The following is a 24,622-nucleotide window of genomic DNA, read 5'->3' on the forward strand; positions in this document are numbered from 1 at the left end:
GGCAAGCGCCTGCATTGTTGGGATTCGCTACGCTCATCGCCAACCTACGCCACTTCCAGCTTCAAGCTGCCGGCTTCCAGCTTTCTAACGTGCCTTCGGCACGTTAGAAGTAACCCTCTTGTTTCTTTTTCTCCATGGATGCGGCGGAGTCGTGGTCAATCATGCGGCCCTGGCGCTCGGAGGTTTTAGTCAGCAGCATTTCCTGAATAATGTCGGGCAGGGTGGCGGCGGTGGACTCCACCGCGCCGGTGAGCGGGTAGCAGCCGAGGGTGCGGAAACGCACGTGCTTCATCATGGGCACTTCGCCGTCTTTCAGCGGCATGCGCTCGTCATCCACCATGATCAGGGTGCCGTCACGCTCCACCACCGGGCGCTCGGCGGCGTAATACAACGGCACGATGGGAATGTTCTCGAGGTGAATGTACTGCCAGATATCCAGCTCGGTCCAGTTGGACAGGGGGAACACCCGAATGGACTCGCCCTTGTGCTTGCGGGCGTTGTACTGTTTCCACAGCTCGGGGCGCTGGTTTTTGGGGTCCCAGCGGTGCTGAGCGGTGCGGAAGGAGAAAATACGCTCCTTGGCGCGGGACTTCTCTTCATCGCGGCGGGCGCCACCAAAGGCGGCATCAAAACCGTACTTGTCCAGCGCCTGCTTCAGGCCTTCGGTCTTGGTGATGTCGGTATGAATGGCGGAGCCATGAGTAAAGGGGTTGATGTCTTTTTCAATGGCTTCCGGGTTGACGTGCACCAGCAGCTCCATGCCGAGCTTTTTGGCCATGTGGTCGCGGAACTCGTACATTTCACGGAATTTCCAGCGGGTGTCTACATGCAGCAGAGGGAAGGGGGGCACCGAGGGGTAAAAGGCTTTCATGGCCAGATGCAGCATCACGGCGCTGTCTTTACCAATGGAATAAAGCATGACCGGGTTGTCGGCCTCGGCCACTACTTCCCGCATAATGTGAATACTTTCGGCTTCCAGCCGTTGCAGGTGAGTAAGGTTCATTGAAGTCCTCGTTGTTACAGATGTAGCCGAGTCACGGGCAGCCAGCGGCTGTGTGCGACGACCATGATGTGTTTGCACCGGCTCTGCCGGTGAAAATGAATGAGCGGCCGGGTGAAACACATTCAGCTGTGAATGCGTACCCAGCCAGTGCTGAATGGTTTCATTCCGGGATAACGCGCAACCGCGCAGCACCAGACAGGCGGATGGCTCTTCAGTTATCAGGCGTTCAAAAAAAGCAATAAAATCAAGGGCAGCAGCGGGATAGGGGGCCATCATCCAGTATTGCCGGCCTCTGGGGGTATGAGCATAAAGCTGCGTATAAGTGCCCAGGTTTTTTATTCCCGCCCATAATACACGGGCATTCATATGCCGGGCACGTTGCTCGATAATGGGTAACGCATGCCTGCGCCATTGTTCACATGCCGGGTGGGTAAAGCGGGAGAAGACCGTTTGCTCCGGCTCTCTCTGCAACTGGTGACGTTCCATAAAGCGCAGCAGCGAGCGTTCGCTTACATTCACGTTCAGCTCTGCTGCCAGCCACTCAAGCACCAGCCCAGAGTGCCATAGCCCTCCTTCCGGCGGCGCAGTGTGCAGGCGCTGCAGCAACACCTGTTCTTGCTCGGCAGACAAGGCGCGGCCTTCACCTTTTTGCCGGCCTCTGGGCTTTACTTTTATGGCATCCCAGCCACCGGCGGCAAAGGCTTTGCAGGCGGCAATAATGGTGGGGTTGCTTAACCCGGTGGCAGCAGAAACCTGAGCCAAAGTAGCACCGCCAAGGCGCAGCTCCACCGCCTGTTTCCGGCGCTGGTTTAACGTTGCTGGCGATAAATCTTTAATACTTTGTTTGTTGTTCAAACCCAGTTACCACTTGGCTTTAAGCGATTTATAAAAAATGCAGGCTCAGTTTCGGATGACAGTGTATTAAACAACAAAGTAGAATAAAAGCATGCATATAAAAGAACGGGAAAAATGATGGCCTGGTGGGTATTGGCATCGGTAGGAGTGCTGCTGGTGTTGCTGGTGCGCGGAAAGCTGTCGCCGGCTGTGCTGTTTGGCAGCTGGGCAACCGGCTATTTAATGCTGGGAGTAGTAACTCAGCAGCAATGGTTAAGCAGTTTTACCAATCCGGCGCTGGCCACCCTGCTGGTATTAATGCTGGTGTCACTGGCGCTGGAGCGCTCTCCACTGCTGGAGCGTTTTTCCGGCGCGCTGCTTAAGGGCAACGAGCATCTGGCCACCTTCAGGCTGATGGGCGTTACCGCCACACTCTCGGCCTTTCTCAACAACACCGCCGTGGTGGGCTCTTTGCTGGGCGTCATTTCCCGCCAGCAGCACATAGCACCTTCGCGCTTGCTTATTCCGTTGTCGTTTGCCTCTGTGCTGGGGGGCATCACTACCCTGATTGGCACCTCTACCAATCTGGTGGTTAACTCCTTTGTAGTAAATGCCGGCCTGCCGGCGCTGGGCATGTTTGAATTTGCCGCTGTGGGCGTGCCGGTGGCGCTGCTGTGCCTGCTTGTGATTATGCTCAGCCGGCGCTGGCTGCCCCGGCACAAATTACAGCAACACAACGGTCAGCAGCCTTATTTTCTGGAAGCCAAAGTGCAGCCCGGTGCGCCGCTTATTGGCCGCAGCATAGAGCAAAACAAACTCAGAAACTTAAATGGTCTTTATTTGCTGGAAATAGTACGCAACGAAAGGCTGATAAGCCCGGTGGCACCCGATGAGATTCTGGAAGCAAATGACGTATTGGTGTTCACCGGAGAAATAGAAAAAGTGCAGGCACTGCAGCCATTTAACGGGCTGGAGCTGTTTGGCAACGGGGTAGACAAACTGCTGGCATCCAACCTGGTAGAAGTAGTGGTGTCCAATCAGTCGGAGCTGGCCAAAAGCACCTTGCAGGAAGTGGATTTTCGCACCATGTTTAATGCCGGTGTGGTGGGCATAAGACGGGGCAACAAGCGGTTAACCGGCCAGCTGGGCACCATACCGCTGAAAGTGGGAGACAGCCTGCTGCTGGCCGTGGGGCAAGACTTTACGCAGCACCGCAACATAGACCGCAACTTTCATATTCTGGGCAACTGGCAGCGGCCCAAGCTCAGCAACCGGCAAAGCACGCTCGCTTTTGTGGGCTTTGGTGCCGTGGTGGCACTGGCCGCCTTTGGCGCATTGCCGCTGTTAAATGGCCTGCTGCTGTTGCTGGCCGGCCTGTTGCTAAGCCGCATATTAACCCTGGGCGAGCTGCGCCGGCGCTTTCCGTTTGAGCTGGTTATTATTATTGGTTCTGCGCTGACGGTAGCCAAAGCCATGGACAGCTCGGGCGCGGCCCAGCTGGTGGCAGACGGCATGCGCAGCTTGTTCAGTGGCTATGGCGTGTTCGGGGCTTTTGTGGGCGTATATGTAATGACACTCATGCTTACAGAAACCGTCACCAACAACGCCGCCGCAGCGCTGGCATTTCCGGTGGGGCTGTCTACCGCTCAGGCTTTTGGCGCTGATCCCATGCCGTTTATTATGGCAGTGGCCTTTGGTGCCAGCGCCTGCTTTATGGTGCCCTTTGGCTATCAAACGCACTTAATGGTGTATTCACCAGGCCACTACCGCATGACCGACTTCATTAAAACCGGCCTTCCCGTAAGCCTGGTGTATTCAGCAGGAGTGATAGCACTGGTGCCGGTGGTGTTTCCGTTTTAACTCAGCCCTTAACCCCACCCTAACCCTCCCCTTGGCAAGGGGAGGGAACCGATTTGCTCCTCCCCCTTTTCAAGGGGCACCATTTCATCTCCTCCCCCTTTTCAAGGGGCACCATTTCAGCTCCTCCCCCTTACCAAGGGGGAGGCTGGGAGGGGGTTAACTTACAGCTGATAGCTTACGGCTTACAGCTCCCCGCAGGGGCGCTCCAACGGCAAATTTGCTGCACCAGACTCTGCGTGGCCGCATCGTGGTTTGAGGCATCCGTTTCACCGGCAAGGGCACCCACCAGACCGCTGGCCAGCTTTTTGCCCAGCTCTACGCCCCACTGGTCAAAGCTGTTCACGCTCCACAGCACGCCCTGTACAAAGGTTTTGTGCTCATACAGGGCAATTAAGCTGCCAAGGGTGTGAGGCGTCAGCTCCTTGCACAAAATCACCGTGCTGGGGCGGTTGCCGGGCATCACCTTACTGGGCAGCAGCTCGGCAATGCGCTGTTCGCTCAAGCCTTCCGCGCTCAGCTCGGCTTCCACCTCAGCGGCCGGTTTGCCAAAGGCCAGTGCCTCTGCCTGGGCCAGCATATTGGCCAGCAGCTTGTGCCGGTGAGCAGCAAAGTCGTAAGGCGAGTTTACAAAACCAATAAACTCCGCCGGCACCACAGTGGTGCCCTGATGCAGCAGCTGAAAAAACGCATGCTGGCTGTTGGAGCCCACATCACCAAACACAATGGGGCCGGTGGCACAGCTGACCGGCTCGCCACTCAAGGTAACCGACTTGCCGTTCGACTCCATATTCAGCTGCTGCAAAAACGCCGGAAAGCGGTGCATCAGCTGGCTGTAGGGGAACACCCCTTCGCTGGCATGGCCCAGCACGTTATGGTTCCACACGGTTAACAACGCCAGCAGCACCGGAATGTTCTGCTCAAGGGGCGTGGTGCGCAGGTGTTCATCCATGGCATGGGCACCGGCCAGCAGCTGCTCAAAGCGCTCAAAGCCCACGGCCAGCGCAATGGGCAGGCCAATGGCCGACCACAAAGAAAAGCGCCCGCCTACCCAGTCCCAGAACTCAAACATGTTCTCGGCCGCAATGCCAAACTCCACCACCTTGCGATGATTGGTAGACACCGCCACAAAATGCTGCTGAATCAGGCTCTCATCACCACAGGCACTCAGCAGCCACTGGCGGGCAGCCACCGCGTTAGACATGGTCTCATCCGTGCCAAAGCTTTTGGACGACACCACAAACAAGGTAGTGGCCGGGTTAAGCTGGTCAAGGGTGGTGGCTAAATGCGCCGGGTCTATGTTCGACACAAAATGCGCGCGAATGCCGGTGGTGCAATAGGGCTTAAGTGCCTCGCACACCATGGCCGGGCCCAGGTCGGAGCCACCAATGCCAATGTTGACCACATCCGTCACGGGCAGTCCGGTGTAACCCCGCCATTCGCCATTGTGTATGCGCTGGCAAAAGCGGCGCATTTTAGTCAGCTCTGCATGCACAACGGGGATAATATTTTCCCCGTTACGCATCAGCACGGCACCGGCCGGCATACGCAGTGCCGTGTGCAGCACGGCGCGCTGCTCGGTGGGGTTAAACTGGTTATCGGCAAACAGGCCGGCAATGGCCGCAGGCAGATTCATTTGCCGGGCCAGCTCGCACAGCTGCTGCAACACGCCAGGGCACACCTGCTGGCGAGAAAGGTCCACCAGCAACTCGTCACCAAAATGAAAAGTAAGCTGCTGCACGCGCTGGCTGTTTTCAGCAAAGCGTTCTGCCAGCGTGGGCATGGATTCAGCGCTGCGTTGCAGCGCCTTAAACAAAGGATGTGTAGATAACGGCACAATCAATCCAGTTCGGTTATTCACCCGCGGCAAACGGTACTACCTTATTGCCGGTATAAGTTGCAAGCATGCTGGCAAACTCCTCACCCAGCTCGGGGTGGCGCAGGGCATATTCTACATTGGCTTTCATATAGCCCAGCTTGCTGCCGCAGTCGTGACTTTTGCCAACCATGCGGTAGGCATCTGTCCGTTCTTGCTGCATCAACTCTGCTATGGCGTCGGTAAGCTGAATTTCATCCCCGGCCCCGGGAGGCGTTTTGGCCAGTAGTGGCCAGATTGCTTTGCTAAGCACATAGCGGCCCACCACCGCCAGGTTGGACGGAGCCTGCTCAGCGGCGGGCTTTTCCACAATACCGCTCATGGGTTTGCTTTGGTCAACAGCAACATCATGCCCCATGCAATCCACCACGCCATATTGGCTTACCAGATGCTTGGGGACCGGCTCTACCATAATCTGGCTGTTACCCGTTTCTTCAAAACGTTCACGCATTCGTGCCAGGTTATCTTTCGCCAGGTTGCAGGCAGCATCATCTATTAATACATCGGGCAAAATAACGGCAAAAGGCTGATCACCCACCATAGGCCGGGCACAAAGTACGGCATGGCCCAAACCTTTTGCGGCACCCTGGCGCACATGCATAATGGTAACGTCATTGGGGCAAATGGAGCGTACTTCCGCCAGTAGCTGACGCTTTACTCGTTTTTCCAGCGTGGCTTCCAACTCAAAGCTGGTGTCAAAGTGGTTCTCAATAGAGTTTTTACTGGAATGAGTAACCAGCACAATCTCTTTAAAACCAGCTGCGACTGCCTCAGTTACTACATACTGAATAAGTGGCTTATCCACAATGGGCAGCATTTCTTTAGGAATGGCTTTGGTAGCGGGCAGCATGCGGGTGCCAAGGCCTGCTACGGGGATGATAGCTTTCATTGTTATCCCTTTTTTATAATTGACGACGCCTGCTTCAGCTCCCACTGCCATGCGTGGCGAATAATGGTGTCTATGCTATCAAATTTTGGCTGCCAACCCAGCTCACTTTGGGCGCGGGTAGCGTCAGCTACAAGCACAGCCGGATCGCCGGCCCGGCGTTCTGCTTCTTCTACTTTCAGCTTATAACCTTGCTCGGCAACCACCTTAATGGCGGCATCAATAATCTGCTGCACAGAAAACCCAAGACCATTACCGAGGTTGTAGGCCTGTGCTCCCTGAATGTGCGTGCTCAGCAAATGCTGCAGTGCCAGGCCGTGAGCAGAGCAGAGATCTTCAACATGAATATAATCCCGAATGCAGGTGCCATCTTCTGTGGCATAGTCTCTGCCAAATACTTTAATGCATTCTCGTCTGCCGGAAGCAGCCTGTAACACCAGTGGAATAAGATGGGTTTCCGGCTCGTGGCATTCACCCAGCTCACCAGCAGGATCGGCCCCACAGGCGTTGAAGTAACGCAGGCAGACAGAATTAAGGCCATATGCACTGGCATAATCCTGCAGAATTCTTTCTACCATCAGCTTGCTGGCACCATAGGGGTTGATCGGGCTTTGTGGGTGCGCTTCATCAATAGGGGTGTATTCCGGCTCGCCAAAGGTGGCAGCCGTGGATGAAAAAATGAAATTTTTCACCCTGTGGCGCACCATTACATCCAGCAGATTAAGGGTGTTGGCAACATTATTACGGTAATATCTGGCAGGCTCCACCATAGACTCACCCACCAGGCTGCTGGCAGCAAAATGCATCACACCGCTAAAGGTATTGTTAGAAAACAGGTTTTCCAGCAGGTGGGTGTCTGCCAGATCACCTACTACCAGCTTGCCATATTGTGCCAGCGGTTTGTGCCCGGTACTGAGATTGTCCAGAACGGTAACCTGGTAACCGTGGTTAACCAGCTGCTTGGACATATGAGAGCCGATATAACCGGCTCCACCGATAATTAAAATATGAGACATAGTTAATAAATATTATGAAGCGGTATATTGTTTGGTGATCCAGTTCTGGTATTCACCACTTTTTACATTATTCACCCACTCCTGATTGGCAAGGTACCACTGCACAGTTTTACGAATGCCGCTTTCAAAGGTTTCTTCCGGGGACCAGCCCAGTTCACGCTCAATTTTGGCGGCATCTATGGCATAGCGCACATCATGACCGGGTCTGTCGGCTACGTGGGTAATTAAGCTAGCGTAGGGGGAATGAGCAGATGGAGCCAGCTCATCCAGAATGGTGCAGATGGTTTTTACCACTTCTATGTTCTGCTTCTCGTTATGGCCGCCAATATTGTAGGTTTCACCCACTTCACCACGGGTGACCACCTCATACAGCGCCCGGGCGTGATCTTCCACATACAACCAGTCACGAATCTGGTCGCCCTTGCCATAAATGGGCAGCGGCTTGCCTTCCAGTGCATTTAAAATCACCAGCGGGATCAGCTTTTCCGGGAAGTGATAAGGCCCGTAGTTGTTGGAGCAGTTGGTAATAAGGGTGGGCAGGCCATAGGTGCGTTGCCAGGCCCGCACCAGATGATCCGAGCTGGCCTTGCTGGCCGAGTAGGGCGAGCTGGGCGCATAAGGGGTGGTTTCTGTGAAGAGGTCATCAGTGCCGTGCAAATCGCCATACACTTCATCAGTAGAAATGTGATGAAAACGAAACGCGGCTTTGGCACCGTCTTCAAGTCCGTTCCAGTAGTGGCGGGCGGCTTCCAGCAGAGTGTAAGTGCCCACAATATTGGTATTGATAAACTCAGCCGGACCAGTAATGGATCTGTCTACGTGGCTTTCTGCTGCCAGGTGCATAACGGCGTCTGGCTTATACTGCGCAAACACTTCATCCAGGCCGGCACGATCACAAATATCCAGCTTAACAAAGTGATAGCGGGCAGATTCGGCTACACAGGTAAGCGACTCCAGGTTACCGGCATAAGTGAGTTTGTCCAGGTTAATCACTTCATCCTGAGTGTTTTCAATAATATGACGAACCACGGCAGAGCCGATAAAGCCGGCACCGCCGGTAACCAGAATTTTACGCATTACAGTCTCTTTTATTATCTGAAGATGAATTTATATACACTTTGAGCAAGTGCTCTTACCCTTGTCAGGATGAAGGGTAAGAGGTGTGTGTGTCCAGAGCCTGCTGCTGCATGGCCTGTCTCTGCTCTTCGTTTTTGCTCAGTGCCAGAATTGCGTCAGCCCAGGTCTGCTGCTCCATGGGTAATAGCAGTCCATTATAACCGTCTTTGATGACAGAGCGGTAAACGGGATGATCTGCATAAATGCCAACCGCACCTGCCTGAGTAATATCAAAAAATTTGGTAGGTGCCCGCGCTGAGTTAAACGCATTTTCAAGCAGGGGAGCAAGGCCAATGCACCTGCCCGTGCGGGCCAGCAGAGCCTGATAGGCTGGCCAGCTCATGGGGTGCAGCACATGTATCCTGGGTAAAGTGGCAAACTGCTTACGCACGTTATGATTACCTATCAGCTCCACACTGATGCTGTGGTCCTGCATCAGAACTTGCTCAAACACCGGGTAAAGCCAGTCAAGCTCGCTCTGGTGCGAAGCTGAGCCATGATAAAACAGCGTTTTTTGTGGTGTTTGATGCCGGTGAGGAGATGAAGGTGTCAGCACCAAAGGCGACCAGCTGGCATATTTTTTTGCCAGCCATGGTGTAGATACCCAAAGCTCGCAGTTGGCACGCTTCAGCCAGAATTGCTGCTGCCAGGCATATTTAAACAGCTTATAACGATAGCGCAGTGGCAGGTGAACATGAGCTTTAAGGCTGAACAGGTCATCATCCATAAACAGCGCAATGCGGCTAATGTGGTTTTTGTTGTTTGTTAGCCAGGCGCGCCAGGCAGGAGTGATGTAGCGTACAAAAACAACCAGATCCCATTTTTGCTGTGCAGGTGGCGGGCTGGAGAGCGACATAAACTCACATTGTGCCTGATTATCTTCTGCCCACGGACGAATAAAAAAATCGGTGCTGGGGTTGGCACCCTGCTCAACAACCAGAACTTTCATTATGAGAAACAGGCTGAAGAGCACCGCAGCGAAAAGTCTTCATATGCCAGGGTGAGGTTGGGGTTATAGGCCGGGTCGTTATCCAGCAGTGGCCCCCAGGTTTTGCGCATGTAGGCAATTTCTGCCTGAAAACGCGCCTGCTTTTCCAGGTTGTCTTCCGCGCCGCGAGAAACCGACTCGTGATGATAAAGCTCTGCAAACGGCGTAAAGAGGTTACGGTAACCGGCTTCCCGCACCTTAAGGCAAAAATCGACGTCGTTAAATGCCACTTTCAAGTGCTCTTCGTTTAACCCACCTACCTGTTCGAAAATATCTTTACGCACCAGCAGGCAGGCCGCAGTGACTGCAGACAAGTTTTGCACCAGCTGCAGGCGAGAGAAGTAACCCGGCGCATTGCCATTAAAATACTTGTGGCTATGTCCCGCCACGCCGCCAATGCCCAGAATAACACCCGCATGCTGCAAAGAGCCATTAGGGTAATAAAGCTTGGCACCCACACAACCAATTTCCGGGCGGCATGCCTGGCTGACCATTTCGCTTAACCAGCCGGCATTAATGGGCTCCACATCGTTATTAATAAGACCAATAATGCTGCCTTTGGCCTGGCTGGCACCAAAGTTGTTAATGGCAGAGTAGTTAAAGGGATGATCCCAGCGCAGTACACGCACCCGTTCATCCCGTTCACTCACCTGCTGCATATATTCAAGAGTGCGCGGGCAACTGCTCTGGTTATCCAGAATAATCAGCTCAAAATGACGATAATCCGTTTTTTCCAGAATGGCGTTCACACACGGAGCCAGAATGTCTACGCCATCACGGGTGGGAACCAGCAGGCTGACCAGCGGTGCTGGTGAGGGCAGGGGCCAGACCACACGATAATAATCACCAGCGGTAGAGCTGACAGAGGCTCCCGGGTGCTGTTTGCTTACATATTGTTGAACTGCTTCAAGCCCGGCCTGGTGAGCATAGCTTTTTTCATTGCTGCCCAGTGCGGTAGAGCCGGCCACCGCACGCCAGTGATAGAGCACCTCAGGAATATGCACAATATGTTCAGCGCTCAGGCCATCGGTAAAGCCATCGGTAAAGCGCAATACAAGGTCGTGATCCTGGCTGCCTTCCAGCCCTTCTCTGAAGCCACCAATGCTGATCATTCGCTGGCGCTGATACACCCCAAGATGAGAAATATAGTTCTGGCTCAGCAATAAATCCGGATTCCAGCCGGGCTTGAAATGCGGATCATAGCGTTTGCCCTGCTCATCAACTTTGTCTTCATCACTATATAGCAGCAAGGCATCGGGGTGTTGGTTAATAGCTGCTGCTACCTTAAGCAGGGCATCGGGGCTGAGCAAATCATCATGATCCAGCAACGCCACATAGTCACCGGTGGCTACAGCCAAAGCTGAGTTACTGGCTGCGCTAATGTGACCGTTATTTTCCCGCCGCACCAGCTTAATGCGCTCATCGCCGGCACACAGCTGCTGCAGTGCCTTTCTGGTTTCTGGGCTGGTTGAAGCATCGTCTGCGATACACAACTGCCAGTTTGAGTAAACTTGGGCGGTTACCGAGTGTATGCACTCAGCCAGCAGTGTTGGTGGCGTGTTATAAACGGGCAGCAATATGGAAATAACAGGCTGACAGGTCCACTCCGATTGCTGGCGTTGCAGTGTTTGTAACTGTTCCTGGCGGCGCTCAGCTTGTTGTTCAAGCCACCATTCATAACTGATGCCAGGCACTGAGTGTTCAAAAGTACTCTCATAAGCCTGCAATGCCACAGCTCGCCAGGAGGTTCCTTGCTGCTTTGCTTCTCTGGCAAGAGCTGAACTGATAGCCGGTAACTCCTGCTCTTTATAATCTCTGTGTACTTTGCTTAAACGCTGCATAATGCGGCTGCTGGCAAAAGAGGGTTTAAGCCATACCAGCTTGCAGTGGGTAATGCTAAAGCGGCCTTCTGCGGAGATGGGATCTAACCGCAATGCACGCAGACCAAAAGGCAGGTAGCAAACGCGTTTAAGCACTTTGGCCTGTGGTAATGGCAGTTGCAAACTCTGCCCTGCATTAAAACCATCACCTGTATCGAAAAACAACTCGGCAACGGCACTGGGCTGATCGTGCTCGATGGCAAGTTCCAGCATATACCAGCCAGGCAGCCAATAGCGAGTGTGGGTAATAAACTGAGGGTCGTTGCTTAATGCCTGAAACTGGTAGGTGCTTTTTTCAAGAGACTGCAGAGAGTTTTTTTTGTTCCAACTGGGGTGGCGAATAAACCCCAGTTTTTGCCTTGCCGTTTTGCTTAGCATCTATTTTCCAAGAGTAATAATTAGTGAGCTTTCAAAGTGGCTTTTTGAGTGTTTATTTTTTGCTCTATTCTGGCTTTTATGCGCTTAATACCTTCGCCATTGGGACGGTTTTTTAAAGCGGCTGAAATGGCAAAGTGAGCATCTTGTAACAAATTCTGCTTTTCCAGTAATACAGCCAACTCACGTAAGCAATCAGCAGGTTGAGCCTTTCCGCTATTTAATACCTGCTTTTGAGGTGCGGTTAAACCCGGGATGGCTTTTCTTGCTTTAGGCTCAGCAAACTCAATGCCAAGTACATCAAGCAACTTACAAAACGCATAGTCATCTCTGTGAGAGTCCCGTAATATCACGGCCTGTTTTATAACTGCATTTACCGCTATGGGGGCAGACTCTTCCAGCGCCTTAAGAGGTTTGGAAAGATTGAGGTCACTCTTGGTGTTGCTGGCAGAGGCCATTTTGGTCACACTTTCCAGCTGAGGAAACCGCTTAACAACTGGTTTCATCTGACTTAAAAGATGATGATTCAGCTTTTCTCGTATGTCATCGCCAAGGTCAGCCTGGGTAAAAGCATGTTCATCTGTTGCGTTATCTGAATAATGCTGCAATGCCCAATCTATCTCATGAGCATATTGCGCTGGCAACTCGGGCAAAACAGTATTAAGTAAACGCTTAAGCTCAAGGGCTGATTTTACATAACTCCGGTTAGTGATTTTGTCCAGGTTGTTAGTCAAAGCTTTGGCGTTTTTTTCCGGTATGCCAGCAGCCATTAAAAATTGCAGTTCAAGAGGTGTGCTGCCTGCAGAAGGTGACTGATAAGGCATAAAAATACAGTTATCATCGCCAAACTTGTCTGCCCAGTGTAACAGTGGCAGCCCCGCCAAATGACCCGTTTGCTGACCAAGCTGCACAGGCAACAGCTCACTGAGCCGGCGAGTTTCCATATGCCGCTTTATTCCCTGATTATGGTTGGCCAGTAAATAGTCTGCAGGGTGCCTTAAAAAGGCGATAACGGTTACTTTAACCCCTTCACACAATTCAGCAATAGCATTGTGCTGGCCATAAAAAGCCTCGGCAGAAAGCAGTAATGTGGCATTTCTAGTCTTGGCTTCCGTTAACCAGGTTGTCAGGTTCGCTTTGGCCAGGCTAATGTCTTTTTGTATCAGTGCGCCGGCTACCTGGGTGTGGCCGCCAGATACTCCATTACTGTCCAGACTATGCTCCGGGTAGTAATAGCCAAGTTCAAGAAGTTTTTCTCTGTTTTTAATGCAAAACCTTTGTACGGCGGATGAGCCACACTTCGGCGAACCTATATGAATGATTACATCCTGAGGCGTTGATGAGCCTTTTGAAGGGCGGAATACATTTACTATTTTATTTATCATTTTGTTTTTCGGTCATTGTTTTCAGGCATTAAACTCACTCCGGCGGCTTATAAGTCAAAGTAGAGGCTTTTGTTAGTTTGATAGCCGTGTTTACTACAACTCACACTAAGTCAATCATATAATGTTGTTTGTTTTTACTTTTTAATCGGAAGACTTGGTTGACTTTAGTTTTTTAATGACATTTCGCTGTTCAAGTATACGCTTTGCTAATGAGTTACAAATTACTTCAAGTTGTTCTGTAGATAGTGTCATCTTGTTTTTAATTGAGTCTTGTGATTCGGTTACATCAAATCTATAGGCTTCATTGGGGAATTTTTTGTTTACGAAGTTAATATCCTCCTTGATACGTTCTAACATTTCCGTTTGAGTTTTTGTGTCTGGCAGGATAACATCTGCTTTCACATTGGGAAGAAGCTCGCATAGAGGGTCAGATATTAGGGCGGAGCATTTTCCAAGATGCTTGTTGAATGAAGATTGGATATATAACTCTGAACTGGTAAGTGAGCGATTTATTGTCTTCTTTTTGGGGAGAGAAAAAATGCTTTTATCTAAGTTGAGCCAATCAGCAAGCCTTCCAACCAAATCTTTTTTGTGCTTCGAGTAATTATAAACCCTGATATCAAAAAAGCTGTCAGAGTTTACTGTTCTAATTAGTTCAGCTACCTTCTTCGGAATGTCATATGATTCGAACCTACTCTCTATAGAATGGTGGTTACCATCTCTTTTTATACTTTGCTGGTATGAAGATGCAGCGTGAGAAACTGGATCCCTAGTAAACAGGAGAATATGGGCTTTGGTAAAGCCTAAACTCTTAAATTGTTCCGATAGTTTATTTAAATACCTGCTGTCACACATCATTCTAAATAGGTGCTCATCACTAAATATTACTTTTTTGTTTTTGTCTAACCAATCGAGGTTTAATTCATATATCAATCTTCCATTTCCTGAAGAGATTTTTTCTGGATCTAAACAGTCCTTTTCTTCTAAAGGATAAGAAAAGCCATTCTCCAATAGTTTTTCTTTGGAAAGGTTCAGGACGCTTTGAAGGTAGGATGACCCAGTTTTGCCGTGTCCTATATGTAAAAAAACTTCAGACATAATGATACCAGTTTTTATTGTTACTTTATTTACTTGCCTTTATGGAAATGGCAATGAACTTTTCCACAAAGAAAAATATGCTTTAGATGCAGCTATCATTTTGATAACTATAATCTATTCCCGTATTTCATGATTGCCTTAAAATATAAATGTAATTTCTATATTGTCCTTAAGATAACCTTTGACTTAGCAATTGGTTAAACCTTTCATTTTTGAACTTCAATTCTCTTAAAGTATTAATATCATTGTTTGCTCTGAATTCAGCTATCATGCTAGATGCATGGAAGTTAAAAATTCTATTGTCATTTAATGGTGATTTTAGATAACTATCTATACTATCTTTTTCTGGTGACTTACTATGTTCATGCCATAGTTTTTTAAACCATTGATATAATAGGATATCATCTTCTAATGAGCAATAAAGTGCCTCCTTAATATCTAAGTCTATTTCATTACCTTCTTTTGGTGCTTTGTTTTTCTGTATGCTTAAATTTAGTTTAACGCCAAAGTTTTCTTGAAAGACGTTTTGGAAAGAGATTAGATCATTTGAATCACCCACATAGTCGAACTTTTTAAGCACAGATGCGGCTTTCATCCAACGGGGCACATTTTTATCTTTTTGAATTAATCCAGGAAATCGATCTAGAATAAATCCTGTTATAGAAGGGATTGATTTGACAAAAACTTCAAACTCAACTTCAGGCAAACCAACAGACAAGTTCATTCTGTTTAAGTATTTATAATGGCTTAAAGCTCTGTCAAGAGGATCCCTAAGGAAGGTAAATAAAAATATATCATTTTTGATTATTTTTAGTAGTTCGTCACAGAAGTGATGGCCAAAATAGCCATCATGAGAAAGATTTGGATAGTCATCTAATAAGTCAGGCTTATTTTCTCTCACATTACTTATTAATGAAGTTGACTGATAGATTCTATCTCCATAATTTCTCTTAAGCTCAGATAAAACACTTGTGCCAGCACACTTTGGTATATGAAGTCCAAAAAATATCTTTTCCATACAATTATCTCTATATATTGTTTCTTAAGCTTGCCATTAAAGATATCCCGTCGTATAAATCTATCTTAGGAGTCCAATCTATTTCACTTCTAGCTTTGTCTATATTTAAATGCACAGATTCGACATCGAAGCTACGTGAGGGTTTGTAGGATAAGTTTGGTCGCTTACTCACGATTTCAGAAATCAAGTTAATCAGTTCCAGGATGGATACTAGTTTTCCTGAGCCTATATTAAGCAAATGCTGATTGTTTGGTGACCATAGCACAGAGTCTATTGCTGAAAGAACATCATCAATATGTATAAAGTCTCGGCTGGTGGAGCCATCTCCCCATATTTCTATTAGTGTTTCTCGCTTAATTCGATCCAGAAAAATTGAGACTACTCCAAGTGGCTTATCACCTAGCTGGCCAGGGCCGTACGGATTGGACACACGAAGAATCGCATAAGGAACATCATACAGTTGATTATACATTTTAATGTATTTCTCAATTGCAAGTTTTACTATGCCATAGGAGCAAATTGGATTTGTAGGAGCATCTTCTTTAAAGGGAACTCCGGAACCTTCACCATATACAGTTCCTCCCGACGATAGAAAAACCAACTTTTTTATTTTGTGCTCAACGGCCGCATCAAGAATATTAAGCGCGCCGACAAGGTTGGTTTGAACATCAAAGACCGGATCCGCGTTTGAGGTGCTTGGTATAACACTGGAAGCAAGGTGTATTACATAATCCATGCCTTCCATTGCTGCAAATACCTGATCACGATCAGTGATGTCACCTTTTACGTAACTTATATTTGATTCACTACAGCTTGAAATTTTAGTATCTATTGGGTTACGCGCCATAACCAGGACATGGTTATTTTTTGCGAGGTACGGACTGAGGTGACGACCGATGAATCCCGTACCACCTATTACTAGAATCTTCAACGCATCACCTCTCTATATACTTTTTGATACTCAGTTAGCATGTTGCTCATCTCAAAGTACCGGAATCTTCTTTTTGAATTAGTCTCAAGCTTTTTTATGATATTTGGGTTAGTTATCAAACTCTTGAGTTCTTGCGCGAATTGGGTGGCTGTTACTTTTCCATCCTGGAGTTCAATAATGACTGCGGCGTGGCCTTTATCATCTTGTGTCATGTTACGGATCTCGCCAATATCTGTTGCCAGCATAGCCTTGCCCTGCGCCATGAACTCGATGAGTACAAGTGGCATTGATTCACTTACAAACATTGAGGGCAACAAGCCAATATCTGAGATAGCGATGTAGTCCTGTAAATTTGAAACCTGGCCTATCAAGTGAATATACTCTGGCGGTTGGCTATCTCGTATTTTGTCAGCAGCGGGGCCTTCGCCTATTAATAGCAGATCTGCCTTGTGGCCGGATTCATTTAATGCTTTCACTGCCTCAACTGCGACAAACCAGCCTTTGTCTGTAGTTGCTCTGCTGGCAAGACATAAGACAGCTGCTCCGTCTCTGATCCCGAGGCTGGCTTTATCCAGGGCGTTGGGAAGTTCCGGCTCGTAACCATTTAAAATCTTGGACAGCTTTTCAGGGATTCCAAGTTTTTGAAAAACCTTACGATTTTTCTCTGCTGTGTAGACCCAATGGTCTACCTCATAGAGCATTCCTTCGTAATATTTTCTGAAGTCATGATCCAGAGCTTCCGACTGCAGAAGCGCTTCATAGCATCCGTGAGTAGATACTATCCATCGTACTTTTTCTGGTAAATCTTTATAGTTCTCATGGACGTACTTATCGGACCACCATACTGAGCTATGGATGATATCTATGTCGAAAATCTCTGCTAGTTCACTCAACTTGATCTCAGCTGCGTTAAAAAGAGGTACATCCTGGTTAATTTTTCGCGAAACTTCACAATGTTCTGGGTGCTTTCCTACATTGACAAGAATTGCTTCCCCACCGATTCTCCGGTATGCGTTCGCTAGCCGTATTGAAAAAAGCTGTCCACCACCAGGCGACAGATCACTTACAACAACCAGCAGTGATGGCAACTCTATTGTCTTTTTCTTTGAAAGCTTTTTGATTAATTTTGCTTTATTGTACAGTTCGTTCAATATTTTTCCGGGGTGCTTGTAACTGAACCTTTCCCACTCATGATCTATCGCCCTGAAGGCTCCCATCAATTGTTTTTTCCCAATAGGGAAGTGATCGATGATGTAACTGGTTATTTCGTATCGTTCCCTAAAATACTGCTCAGTACCTTCAATTTTGACAACTTGAGATGCCGAATGCCGCCGAAAATAATTAACAGCACTGGGACAGAATGCAATTTTCCCTCGCTTCATACATTCAAGATATATGAGCCAGTCACCACACATTTTGTGCGCTCTAGCTGTCTCAAGTGTTTCACCAAATGAGGTTCTTCTGATCAATAACCCACTTGCGTTGACTAGAGTTTGGTAGGCCGCAAAGTGTTCTGAAACCTCTTGAATCCCTGTTTTTACGTACGCAGTATCAAACTTTCCCGGATAGGCCATTTCAAAATAGGGAGTAAAAGCGCCAGTGTGCACATTACTGTGTTCATCAATCATTTCCACTTTGGCAAAGGCTATATTGACTAATGGGTCATCAAACTTGGGCAATAGTTCAGACAGAAAATTAGTTGAGCAGCTGTCATCGCCTTCTGCAATCCATACAACATCACCTTGAGCTAAGTGAATGCCCTTCTCCCATTGCTTAAAGGGAGAACCCGAGTTCACCTTGTTCTCTATAAGAGTCACGCGACAATCTTGTAGGTACGGGCGCACCTTATCCACTGTGCTATCCGTCGAGCAGTCATCCAATGCAATGATTTCAATGTCTTTGATTGGCTGATCCAGAATACTGTTCAGACGTTCTTCAATGAATTTCTCGTGGTTGTAGAACGGCACAATAACAGATACCGATGGTTTGTATTCTGTAACTTGTTGAATAGTATGGTATATTTTAAGGTTTTGCTGCTCTGTTGTGTAGTTGGAAAAAAGTTTTGCCCGAGCGCAGTCGCCAAGCTCCTGCCGATACTGGGGATGCTCCAGCAGTTGCTGAATGGCCTTTGCTGCCAGTTGTGGATCTATTTCCGGTACAGCGATGCCTGCGTCTTGCTCAATAAACGCTATGATGCCAGTTGCGGGCTCAAAGCAAACAGTAGGTACACCGTGTTGGGCAGATTCCAGAACCACAAGTGGGAAAGGATCTTCCCGAGATGACATAAAGAATACATCAGCTGCGGCGAGCAGCTTATTAGCATTGTTCCTGTTACCAGCGAAGATAATCCAGCTTTTTTCTTGTTCAGTTAGCGACGCTTCCAATGCTTCCTGGTCTGGGCCCTGGCCCAGCCATGCGAACTCAATGTGCCGATTGGTTTGCGTTTTCAGAAAACGAGCTGCTTCAAGAAACAGATCCGGGCCTTTGCGCTCATAAACGGTTCCACAACCCATAACTACAAAAGAGTCTGGACTCAGGCCCAGCTCTTTCCTCGCATCGGCCTGCAGTTCATTGGTGATCGCTTCTTTTCGGGCTACCGGGTTGATGAAGGCAGGGACCGTCGTCAGTGCTTCGGTAGCTATTTGGTATTTGGCTTCAAGTGTTGCTGAGGAAGCAGGAGAGGCTGAGATCCAATGTTTGGTTCGGCTGAGCAATGCTTCCATTTCATCAGGAAAGGTTGAAAGCACTTTTTCCATTTCATGTATATGAGTAATGATCTCACAATCCAGTTTTGCTCCTGTGTGTTCCAAGTAGTTAAACAAGCGACCAGAGACAACAGTGTTGAGATACGCGAACTCAAAGTCTTCGTTAAGGAACGTTTTCAGGTCTTCAGGTTGATCGACACCACTACCCGACAGCACATATACATCTGCGAATTCAGCATATCTGTCAGCTACAGGTCCAGGAGCAAGAAGCAGAAGTTTGATTCTGCGAGTAGTATGGTTGAAAAACCATCGTACTACCTCAAGTAGTACGATCTCTGAGCCTGCTAATACACCATCATGCCCTACAAACAACAGTGGCTTATGAGCATAACTAATTACACGTTCACTATTTTGAAGTGGGGAGTGACTTGCTCGGCCTTCTTGGTGTCCTGACTCGATATAATGGCGAAAAGCAGGTATACCAGCTTCTCTTACATCAGCATTCAGCTTGTAATAGAACGAAGGATCAAACCATTGATTTGGTTTTCTACCTTCACGCTCACCGTTTGACCAATAGTGTTCTTCTGGAGTAATGCCAGCTTTTCTTACATCATCATTTTCTTTCAGGTAATATTCGGGATCAAATTTATTTCTTTCTATAACTAACTCATTTGAGTGTGCTAAAGAATCTGATAGTGAGCTTATTGGATTTATCTCATCATCTTTTGACACATAGATGGTAGGTTCCTCGAGCTCTATACTTGATAGCTGAGAGTCTTCTGTTGCTTGAATTACTGGAAGATGAGGGTTAATCTTTCTTCCTTCATATTTGCCATGTCTGATATAGTGAGTTAGTATATCAAACTTCTCGTCAAGAGACTGAAGGTCCTCATAAAGGTTTTTATAGTAGTTTGCATCAAAATGACCAAGGCTCAGCACTCTGTCGTATTCTAATTTTTCCTCTTCATTTCGAAGCCGACCTTCACCAAGCCCGTGCATAATAAAGTGAATGACAGGGTTAATTCCTGCATCTTTTACATCTTTATAATTGGAAAGGTACCATTCAGGATCAAATGAAGGGTTCGGTTTTCGGTTTTCCTTGAAGCCAATTTGAATATAATGTTCAATTGAGTTGGCATCAGATAAGCGTGCGTCTTGATATTTTCTTAGATAAAACACGCTATCAAAAAAGTTGTTTTTTTCTAGGAGTGCTCTGAGCTTTTTGGGTTTCATAATGATTGGTATCACTTATTTTTTATAACTTTACTAAAGCCGAGTATTGAGTAAATACGGGATGGTTTTTTCTGCTTTTTCAAAATGTCAAGATCTTTAACTACGATATCAATGGATTCTGTCAGGCTGTTAACTTCTTGCGAAAGTTCGTCTTTTATTTTTAACAGTTCAGAATTTTCTGATTCCAAATTATTTATCTTTACTTGGCTCTGTTCGATTTGTTGAGCATAGCTCTGCTTGAGATCTAACAGCTGTTGGTCTTTCTCTTGTAATGCCTGTTCACTGCTCAGCGTCTGTTCTCTGAGTTGCTGTTCCAGCTTGTGTGATTCTTCGTGCAGGGCAGCCTTCTCTTTGCTTAAACGATCAATATGGCTTTGCAGCTCATCTTTTTGGGCTTGCCTGGCTTTTTTGATGCTATCCAGATCTTGCAGTAATTGCTCTGCCTCTTGTTCCTGTTTTGTTTGGCACTCCAACAGTTGGTCATTTTTCTGTTTCAGGAGTTTTATCTGTGCCTGATTCTGCTCCACCTCTTGTGCGTGGCTTTGTTCAAGCTCTGTAAGCTTGGTCTGGATTTTCAGTAGCTGCTGGTCGCTAACTTGTGTTTGCTTTTTAAGTTGCTGCTCCAGCCTGTTTGATTCTTCGTTTAGTGCTACTTTCTCTTTATTCAGAGTATTAATCTGGCTTTGTAACTCGGCCATTTGAGACCGTTTGGCTTCTTTGATGCTGTTCAGATCCTGAAGTAACTGCTCTGCTTTTTGCTCTAACCGACTTTGGTGTTTCAATAGTTGGCTTTTTTCCGACTCCAGAATCTCCATTTGCTCTCGGCTCTGCTCTAACTCTTGCTGCAGCTGATTTTTCTGTCTCGAGAGGCGATCTTTTTCCGATTCTAAAGCCGCAATTTCAGATTGGTTCAGCTCAGCTTGTTGTTCGAGTTGTTCTTTAAAGGAATGTGCTTGGTTAATGGCCTGATCTCTTTGTACATGGAGATCTCGGGAAATTTGGCTTTGAAACTGAACATCATAGGTATGGAGAAATTGGTAAAGAGAGCTTACTTCATTAAAAATAGCATTCCATTTTTTTTCTGTTACGTCTTTAAAACTATCATGTTGGACAAAAGAAATCAGCTCTCTAATAAATCCAGGAATGTTTTCTGCAACGTTATTTATATCAATGTTATGGTGCTTTAAAGTTGGATCCAGAAACTGCTCTTTAACGGTAGCTATGGTATTTTTACTAAGCTCAACTTCAACAAAGTGAGCCAGTTCTGGCAAAATATCGGCAGTGTTAGCCATTAAGCTGTTAAAGCTAATAAAATAGCGTGGATATATTCTTGAATATTTTTCCGCAAGCAAAAGGTGCTTGGCCCATAGTAGTAACGATTTTTCTGTTGAGAAGTTATTACGTTTTTTTAAAGAGCGCGAGACTTCAAAGGGGTTCCTATAAGGGATAACAACTTTTATTGTAATTCCAAGCTCCAGTAAGACTCTTTCCCAGAAAGGGAAAGTTATACACATTCTGGGATCTTTGAGTGCAAAGCACTTACTGTAACTAAATTCTTCCTGGATGAAATTTTTTGCTTCATCCAAATGTTGAACTATCGACTCTTCACTGATTGTAATATTAAACCGAGTATCGTCGTAGTTAGAACCATTAGCAGCGATAACTCTTGTGTTGATATCAACTACTTTTTGTCCTTCAAAGAAACCCTTTGGATTATCTTCTTGCGCCGGCCATAGATCTTGCGGTAGCATTACTCCAATTTTTTCTAATGTACCTGTTAAAGCGGAAGTTCCGCTTCTGTGCATACCAAGAACAATAATACATGTTTTCATTCTAATTCCTTCAGAGTTCAACAACTGACTCTTAGTATGATTTTAATTAACTTTTATCTTATATAAATCTTAAAGCAGGTGTTAAATGACTATACTAACGCCTCATTTAACATGGCATTTAACTGTTCGCGCCAGTGAACAGATTTAATATTTAATGCTTGCTGTAATGAACTGCTGCTTAATACGCTGTAACTAGGGCGCTTTGCTGGAGTAGGGTAGTCTGCCGTCTCTATGGCATTAACCGGAATTTGCTTGTTAAGCAGCCCCTTGCATCGTGCCAAAGACTGAATAGCTACGGCAAAGTCATACCAGCTGGCCACACCCGCATCGCTCCAGTGATAAATGCCAGCCGGTTTCTGCTGTGCCGCTTGCCAGCAAACTCGTGCCAGGCCAGCAGCCCAGGTGGGTGCCCCTATTTGATCTGCTACCACGCCCAGTTGCTCTTTTTCGTTCATTAACCGCAGCATGGTTTTTACAAAGTTATTGCCATGGCTGCTGTATACCCAGCTGGTGCGGATAATGGTGGCAGAGGGCAGGGCTTGTTGCACGCCTCGTTCACCGGCCAGCTTGCTGCTGCCATATACGCTTACCGGGTTGGGTGTGCTGTCAGGGGTATATGGAGTGTTGGCTGTGCCGTCAAATACAAAATCAGTAGACACTTGCACCAGGTGAGCGCCTATCGACTGGCAGGCTTCTGCCAGATATTGTGGCCCTTTGGCGTTGATATTAAATGCCTGCTCTTGTTCGGTCTCAGCCTTGTCTACGGCTGTATAAGCGGCGGCGTTTATTACTGCATCCGGCTGTTCTGCGGTAATAAGGGTATGCACTGCGGCCTGGTTGCTGATGTCCAGCTCTTGGCTTGATACAAAACGGGCTGTTATTCCGGCAGGAATACTGTTGGCCAGCTCATAAGCAAGCTGGCCATTTTTGCCGATAATTAGAATGTACATCAAAAATGCCCCTTCGGGGGTGTTAGCTGTCAGCTTTAAGCTGTAAGCCATAAGTTAAAGAAACCAAAGATCCTGACCTTCGTCAGGATGACGGCTAGCAAAAGTCAGGATGACGGCTAGCAGAACCGGCAGCTAAAGCGCCGGCTACAAGGCTCATTTAGAAGGTATCAGCCTGGGATAGCAGGGGGGCGTTGGTGTCTTTTTCGGAGAGGGTGGGCTGCTCTCCGTTTACCAGAGGCCAGTTTATGTTCAGCTCCGGATCGTTCCAGCGCAGGCTGCGGTCGTGCTCAGGGGCGTAGTAGTTGGTGCACTTGTAAACAAAGTCTGCGCTGTCGCTCATTACATAAAAACCATGAGCAAAGCCTTCGGGCACCCAGAACTGGCGTTTGTTTTCTGCAGAAAGCACCACACCTACATGCTGGCCAAAGGTGGGGGAGTTTTTGCGCATATCTACGGCCACATCATAGACTTCGCCGCTTACCACCCGCACCAGCTTACCCTGGGGCTGCTGAATCTGATAATGCAAACCGCGCAGAATACCCTGCACCGAGCGTGAGTGGTTGTCTTGCACAAAGGGTTTGCCACCGGTCAGCTCATCAAACAGGCTTTGACGAAAGGTTTCCATAAAAAAGCCACGTTCATCACCAAATACGGTGGTTTCAATGATCTTTACCTCGGGAATGGCGGTGTCGATAATATTCATGTTTATGCCTTGTAGCTTCTTTTAAAACCAGTTTCATTAAGCAAATTAAGCAGGTACTGACCATAGCCGTTTTTCTTCATGGGGTCGGCCAGAGCTTTAAGCTGGGCATCGTCTATATAACCAAAGCGCCAGGCAATTTCTTCCGGGCAGCACACTTTAAGGCCCTGGCGTTTTTCTATGGTGGCAATAAAGTGGCCGGCTTCCAGCAGATCGTCGTGGGTGCCGGTGTCCAGCCAGGCACTGCCGCGGCCCAATGGCTCTACGTTCAGCAGGCCGTCTTGCAGATAGGCTTTGTTCACATCGGTAATTTCCAGCTCACCACGGGCAGAAGGCTTAATGGATTTGGCAATCTTAACTACGTTGTTGTCATAGAAATAGAGGCCGGGCACGGCAAAGTTGGACTTGGGCTGAGCGGGCTTTTCTTCCAGTGACAGCACCTTACCGTTTTCGTCGAACTCGGCCACACCGTAGGCGGTGGGATTTTGTACATGGTAGCCAAAAATGGTGGCACCTTGTTGTTGCATATTTGCTCTGTTTAGTGACTCGGTAAGATTATGGCCAAAGAAGAGGTTGTCACCAAGGATCAAACACACCGGTGAGTCGCCAATAAACTCCTCTCCCAGAATAAAGGCCTGAGCCAGTCCGTCGGGAGTGGGCTGCACTTTATAGCTGAGTTTAATTCCCCATTCGCTGCCATCGCCTAGCAGGTCCTGAAAACGGGGCAGATCGGTGGGAGTAGAGATAATTAAAATATCTTTAATGCCTGCAAGCATCAGGGTGCTGAGCGGATAATAGATCATGGGCTTGTCGTATACCGGCATCAGCTGTTTGCTGACCGCTTTAGTCAGCGGGTAGAGCCGGGTGCCTGAACCACCGGCCAGAATAATGCCTTTGCGCTGAACGGAAGATGAAGTCTTTTTAATGTTTAGCATTTGG

The 24,622-nt window shown here is 47.8% G+C and carries 17 protein-coding genes; 1 reads left to right on the forward strand and 16 read right to left on the reverse strand.

Annotation, left to right across the window (positions count from 1 at the left end):
* Window positions 1-103: 103 nt before the first annotated feature.
* Window positions 104-1,489, reverse strand: coding sequence for a sulfate adenylyltransferase subunit CysD (gene cysD, locus Q9290_RS08150; protein ID WP_371930908.1), 1,386 nt, complete (start codon window positions 1,487-1,489; stop codon window positions 104-106).
* 483 nt (window positions 1,490-1,972) lie between these two features.
* Between cysD and Q9290_RS08160 the strand changes: the two genes are divergently transcribed.
* Window positions 1,973-3,697 (forward strand): SLC13 family permease, encoded by a 1,725-nt coding sequence (locus Q9290_RS08160; RefSeq protein WP_306079138.1) that lies wholly within the window; start codon window positions 1,973-1,975, stop codon window positions 3,695-3,697.
* Between the two features lie 175 nt (window positions 3,698-3,872).
* Here the strand turns inward: Q9290_RS08160 and pgi are convergent, their stop codons facing one another.
* The 15 genes from pgi to rfbA all read right to left on the reverse strand — a co-directional run bounded on the left by pgi (window position 3,873) and on the right by rfbA (window position 24,618).
* Window positions 3,873-5,537: a glucose-6-phosphate isomerase gene (gene pgi, locus Q9290_RS08165; protein ID WP_371930907.1), complete on the reverse strand. Its 1,665-nt coding sequence runs from the start codon at window positions 5,535-5,537 to the stop codon at window positions 3,873-3,875.
* 10 nt (window positions 5,538-5,547) lie between these two features.
* Complete coding sequence (gene galU / locus Q9290_RS08170) at window positions 5,548-6,459, reverse strand: UTP--glucose-1-phosphate uridylyltransferase GalU (protein WP_306079140.1); 912 nt, start codon at window positions 6,457-6,459, stop codon at window positions 5,548-5,550.
* A gap of 2 nt (window positions 6,460-6,461) precedes the next feature.
* The gene (galE, locus tag Q9290_RS08175; protein ID WP_306079141.1) at window positions 6,462-7,472 is read right to left on the reverse strand and encodes a UDP-glucose 4-epimerase GalE; all 1,011 of its coding nucleotides are present in this window, start codon (window positions 7,470-7,472) and stop codon (window positions 6,462-6,464) included.
* Between the two features lie 12 nt (window positions 7,473-7,484).
* The gene (gene rfbB / locus Q9290_RS08180) at window positions 7,485-8,549 is read right to left on the reverse strand and encodes a dTDP-glucose 4,6-dehydratase (protein WP_306079142.1); all 1,065 of its coding nucleotides are present in this window, start codon (window positions 8,547-8,549) and stop codon (window positions 7,485-7,487) included.
* A 64-nt stretch (window positions 8,550-8,613) separates the two neighbouring features.
* Window positions 8,614-9,537, reverse strand: a complete 924-nt coding sequence (locus Q9290_RS08185; protein WP_306079143.1) for a glycosyltransferase family protein — start codon at window positions 9,535-9,537, stop codon at window positions 8,614-8,616.
* Entirely contained in the window at window positions 9,537-11,834 is a 2,298-nt protein-coding gene (locus tag Q9290_RS08190) for a glycosyltransferase family 2 protein (RefSeq protein ID WP_306079144.1), read from the reverse strand. Before Q9290_RS08190 ends, Q9290_RS08185 begins: the two co-directional genes overlap by 1 nt.
* A gap of 20 nt (window positions 11,835-11,854) precedes the next feature.
* Window positions 11,855-13,216 carry a hypothetical protein gene (locus Q9290_RS08195; RefSeq protein ID WP_306079145.1) on the reverse strand — a complete coding sequence of 454 codons (1,362 nt, stop codon included), beginning with the start codon at window positions 13,214-13,216 and terminating at the stop codon, window positions 11,855-11,857.
* 141 nt (window positions 13,217-13,357) lie between these two features.
* A complete protein-coding gene (locus tag Q9290_RS08200; protein ID WP_306079146.1) occupies window positions 13,358-14,314 on the reverse strand; it encodes a hypothetical protein in 957 nt (318 codons plus the stop codon).
* 169 nt (window positions 14,315-14,483) lie between these two features.
* A complete protein-coding gene (locus Q9290_RS08205) occupies window positions 14,484-15,332 on the reverse strand; it encodes a sulfotransferase family 2 domain-containing protein (protein WP_306079147.1) in 849 nt (282 codons plus the stop codon).
* Between the two features lie 10 nt (window positions 15,333-15,342).
* Window positions 15,343-16,263 (reverse strand): NAD-dependent epimerase/dehydratase family protein, encoded by a 921-nt coding sequence (locus Q9290_RS08210; RefSeq protein ID WP_306079148.1) that lies wholly within the window; start codon window positions 16,261-16,263, stop codon window positions 15,343-15,345.
* The gene (locus tag Q9290_RS08215; protein WP_306079149.1) at window positions 16,260-20,201 is read right to left on the reverse strand and encodes a glycosyltransferase; all 3,942 of its coding nucleotides are present in this window, start codon (window positions 20,199-20,201) and stop codon (window positions 16,260-16,262) included. The genes Q9290_RS08210 and Q9290_RS08215 overlap by 4 nt, the downstream gene beginning before the upstream one ends.
* An 11-nt stretch (window positions 20,202-20,212) precedes the next feature.
* Window positions 20,213-22,033 (reverse strand): hypothetical protein, encoded by a 1,821-nt coding sequence (locus Q9290_RS08220; protein ID WP_306079150.1) that lies wholly within the window; start codon window positions 22,031-22,033, stop codon window positions 20,213-20,215.
* A gap of 89 nt (window positions 22,034-22,122) precedes the next feature.
* Window positions 22,123-23,034, reverse strand: a complete 912-nt coding sequence (gene rfbD / locus Q9290_RS08225) for a dTDP-4-dehydrorhamnose reductase (RefSeq protein WP_306079151.1) — start codon at window positions 23,032-23,034, stop codon at window positions 22,123-22,125.
* A 106-nt stretch (window positions 23,035-23,140) separates the two neighbouring features.
* Window positions 23,141-23,686 (reverse strand): dTDP-4-dehydrorhamnose 3,5-epimerase, encoded by a 546-nt coding sequence (gene rfbC, locus Q9290_RS08230; protein ID WP_306079152.1) that lies wholly within the window; start codon window positions 23,684-23,686, stop codon window positions 23,141-23,143.
* A 2-nt stretch (window positions 23,687-23,688) separates the two neighbouring features.
* Window positions 23,689-24,618: a glucose-1-phosphate thymidylyltransferase RfbA gene (gene rfbA, locus Q9290_RS08235; protein ID WP_306079153.1), complete on the reverse strand. Its 930-nt coding sequence runs from the start codon at window positions 24,616-24,618 to the stop codon at window positions 23,689-23,691.
* Window positions 24,619-24,622 lie beyond the last annotated feature (4 nt).

The organism is Oceanimonas aquatica (assembly GCF_030732065.1).
GTDB lineage: Bacteria > Pseudomonadota > Gammaproteobacteria > Enterobacterales > Aeromonadaceae > Oceanimonas.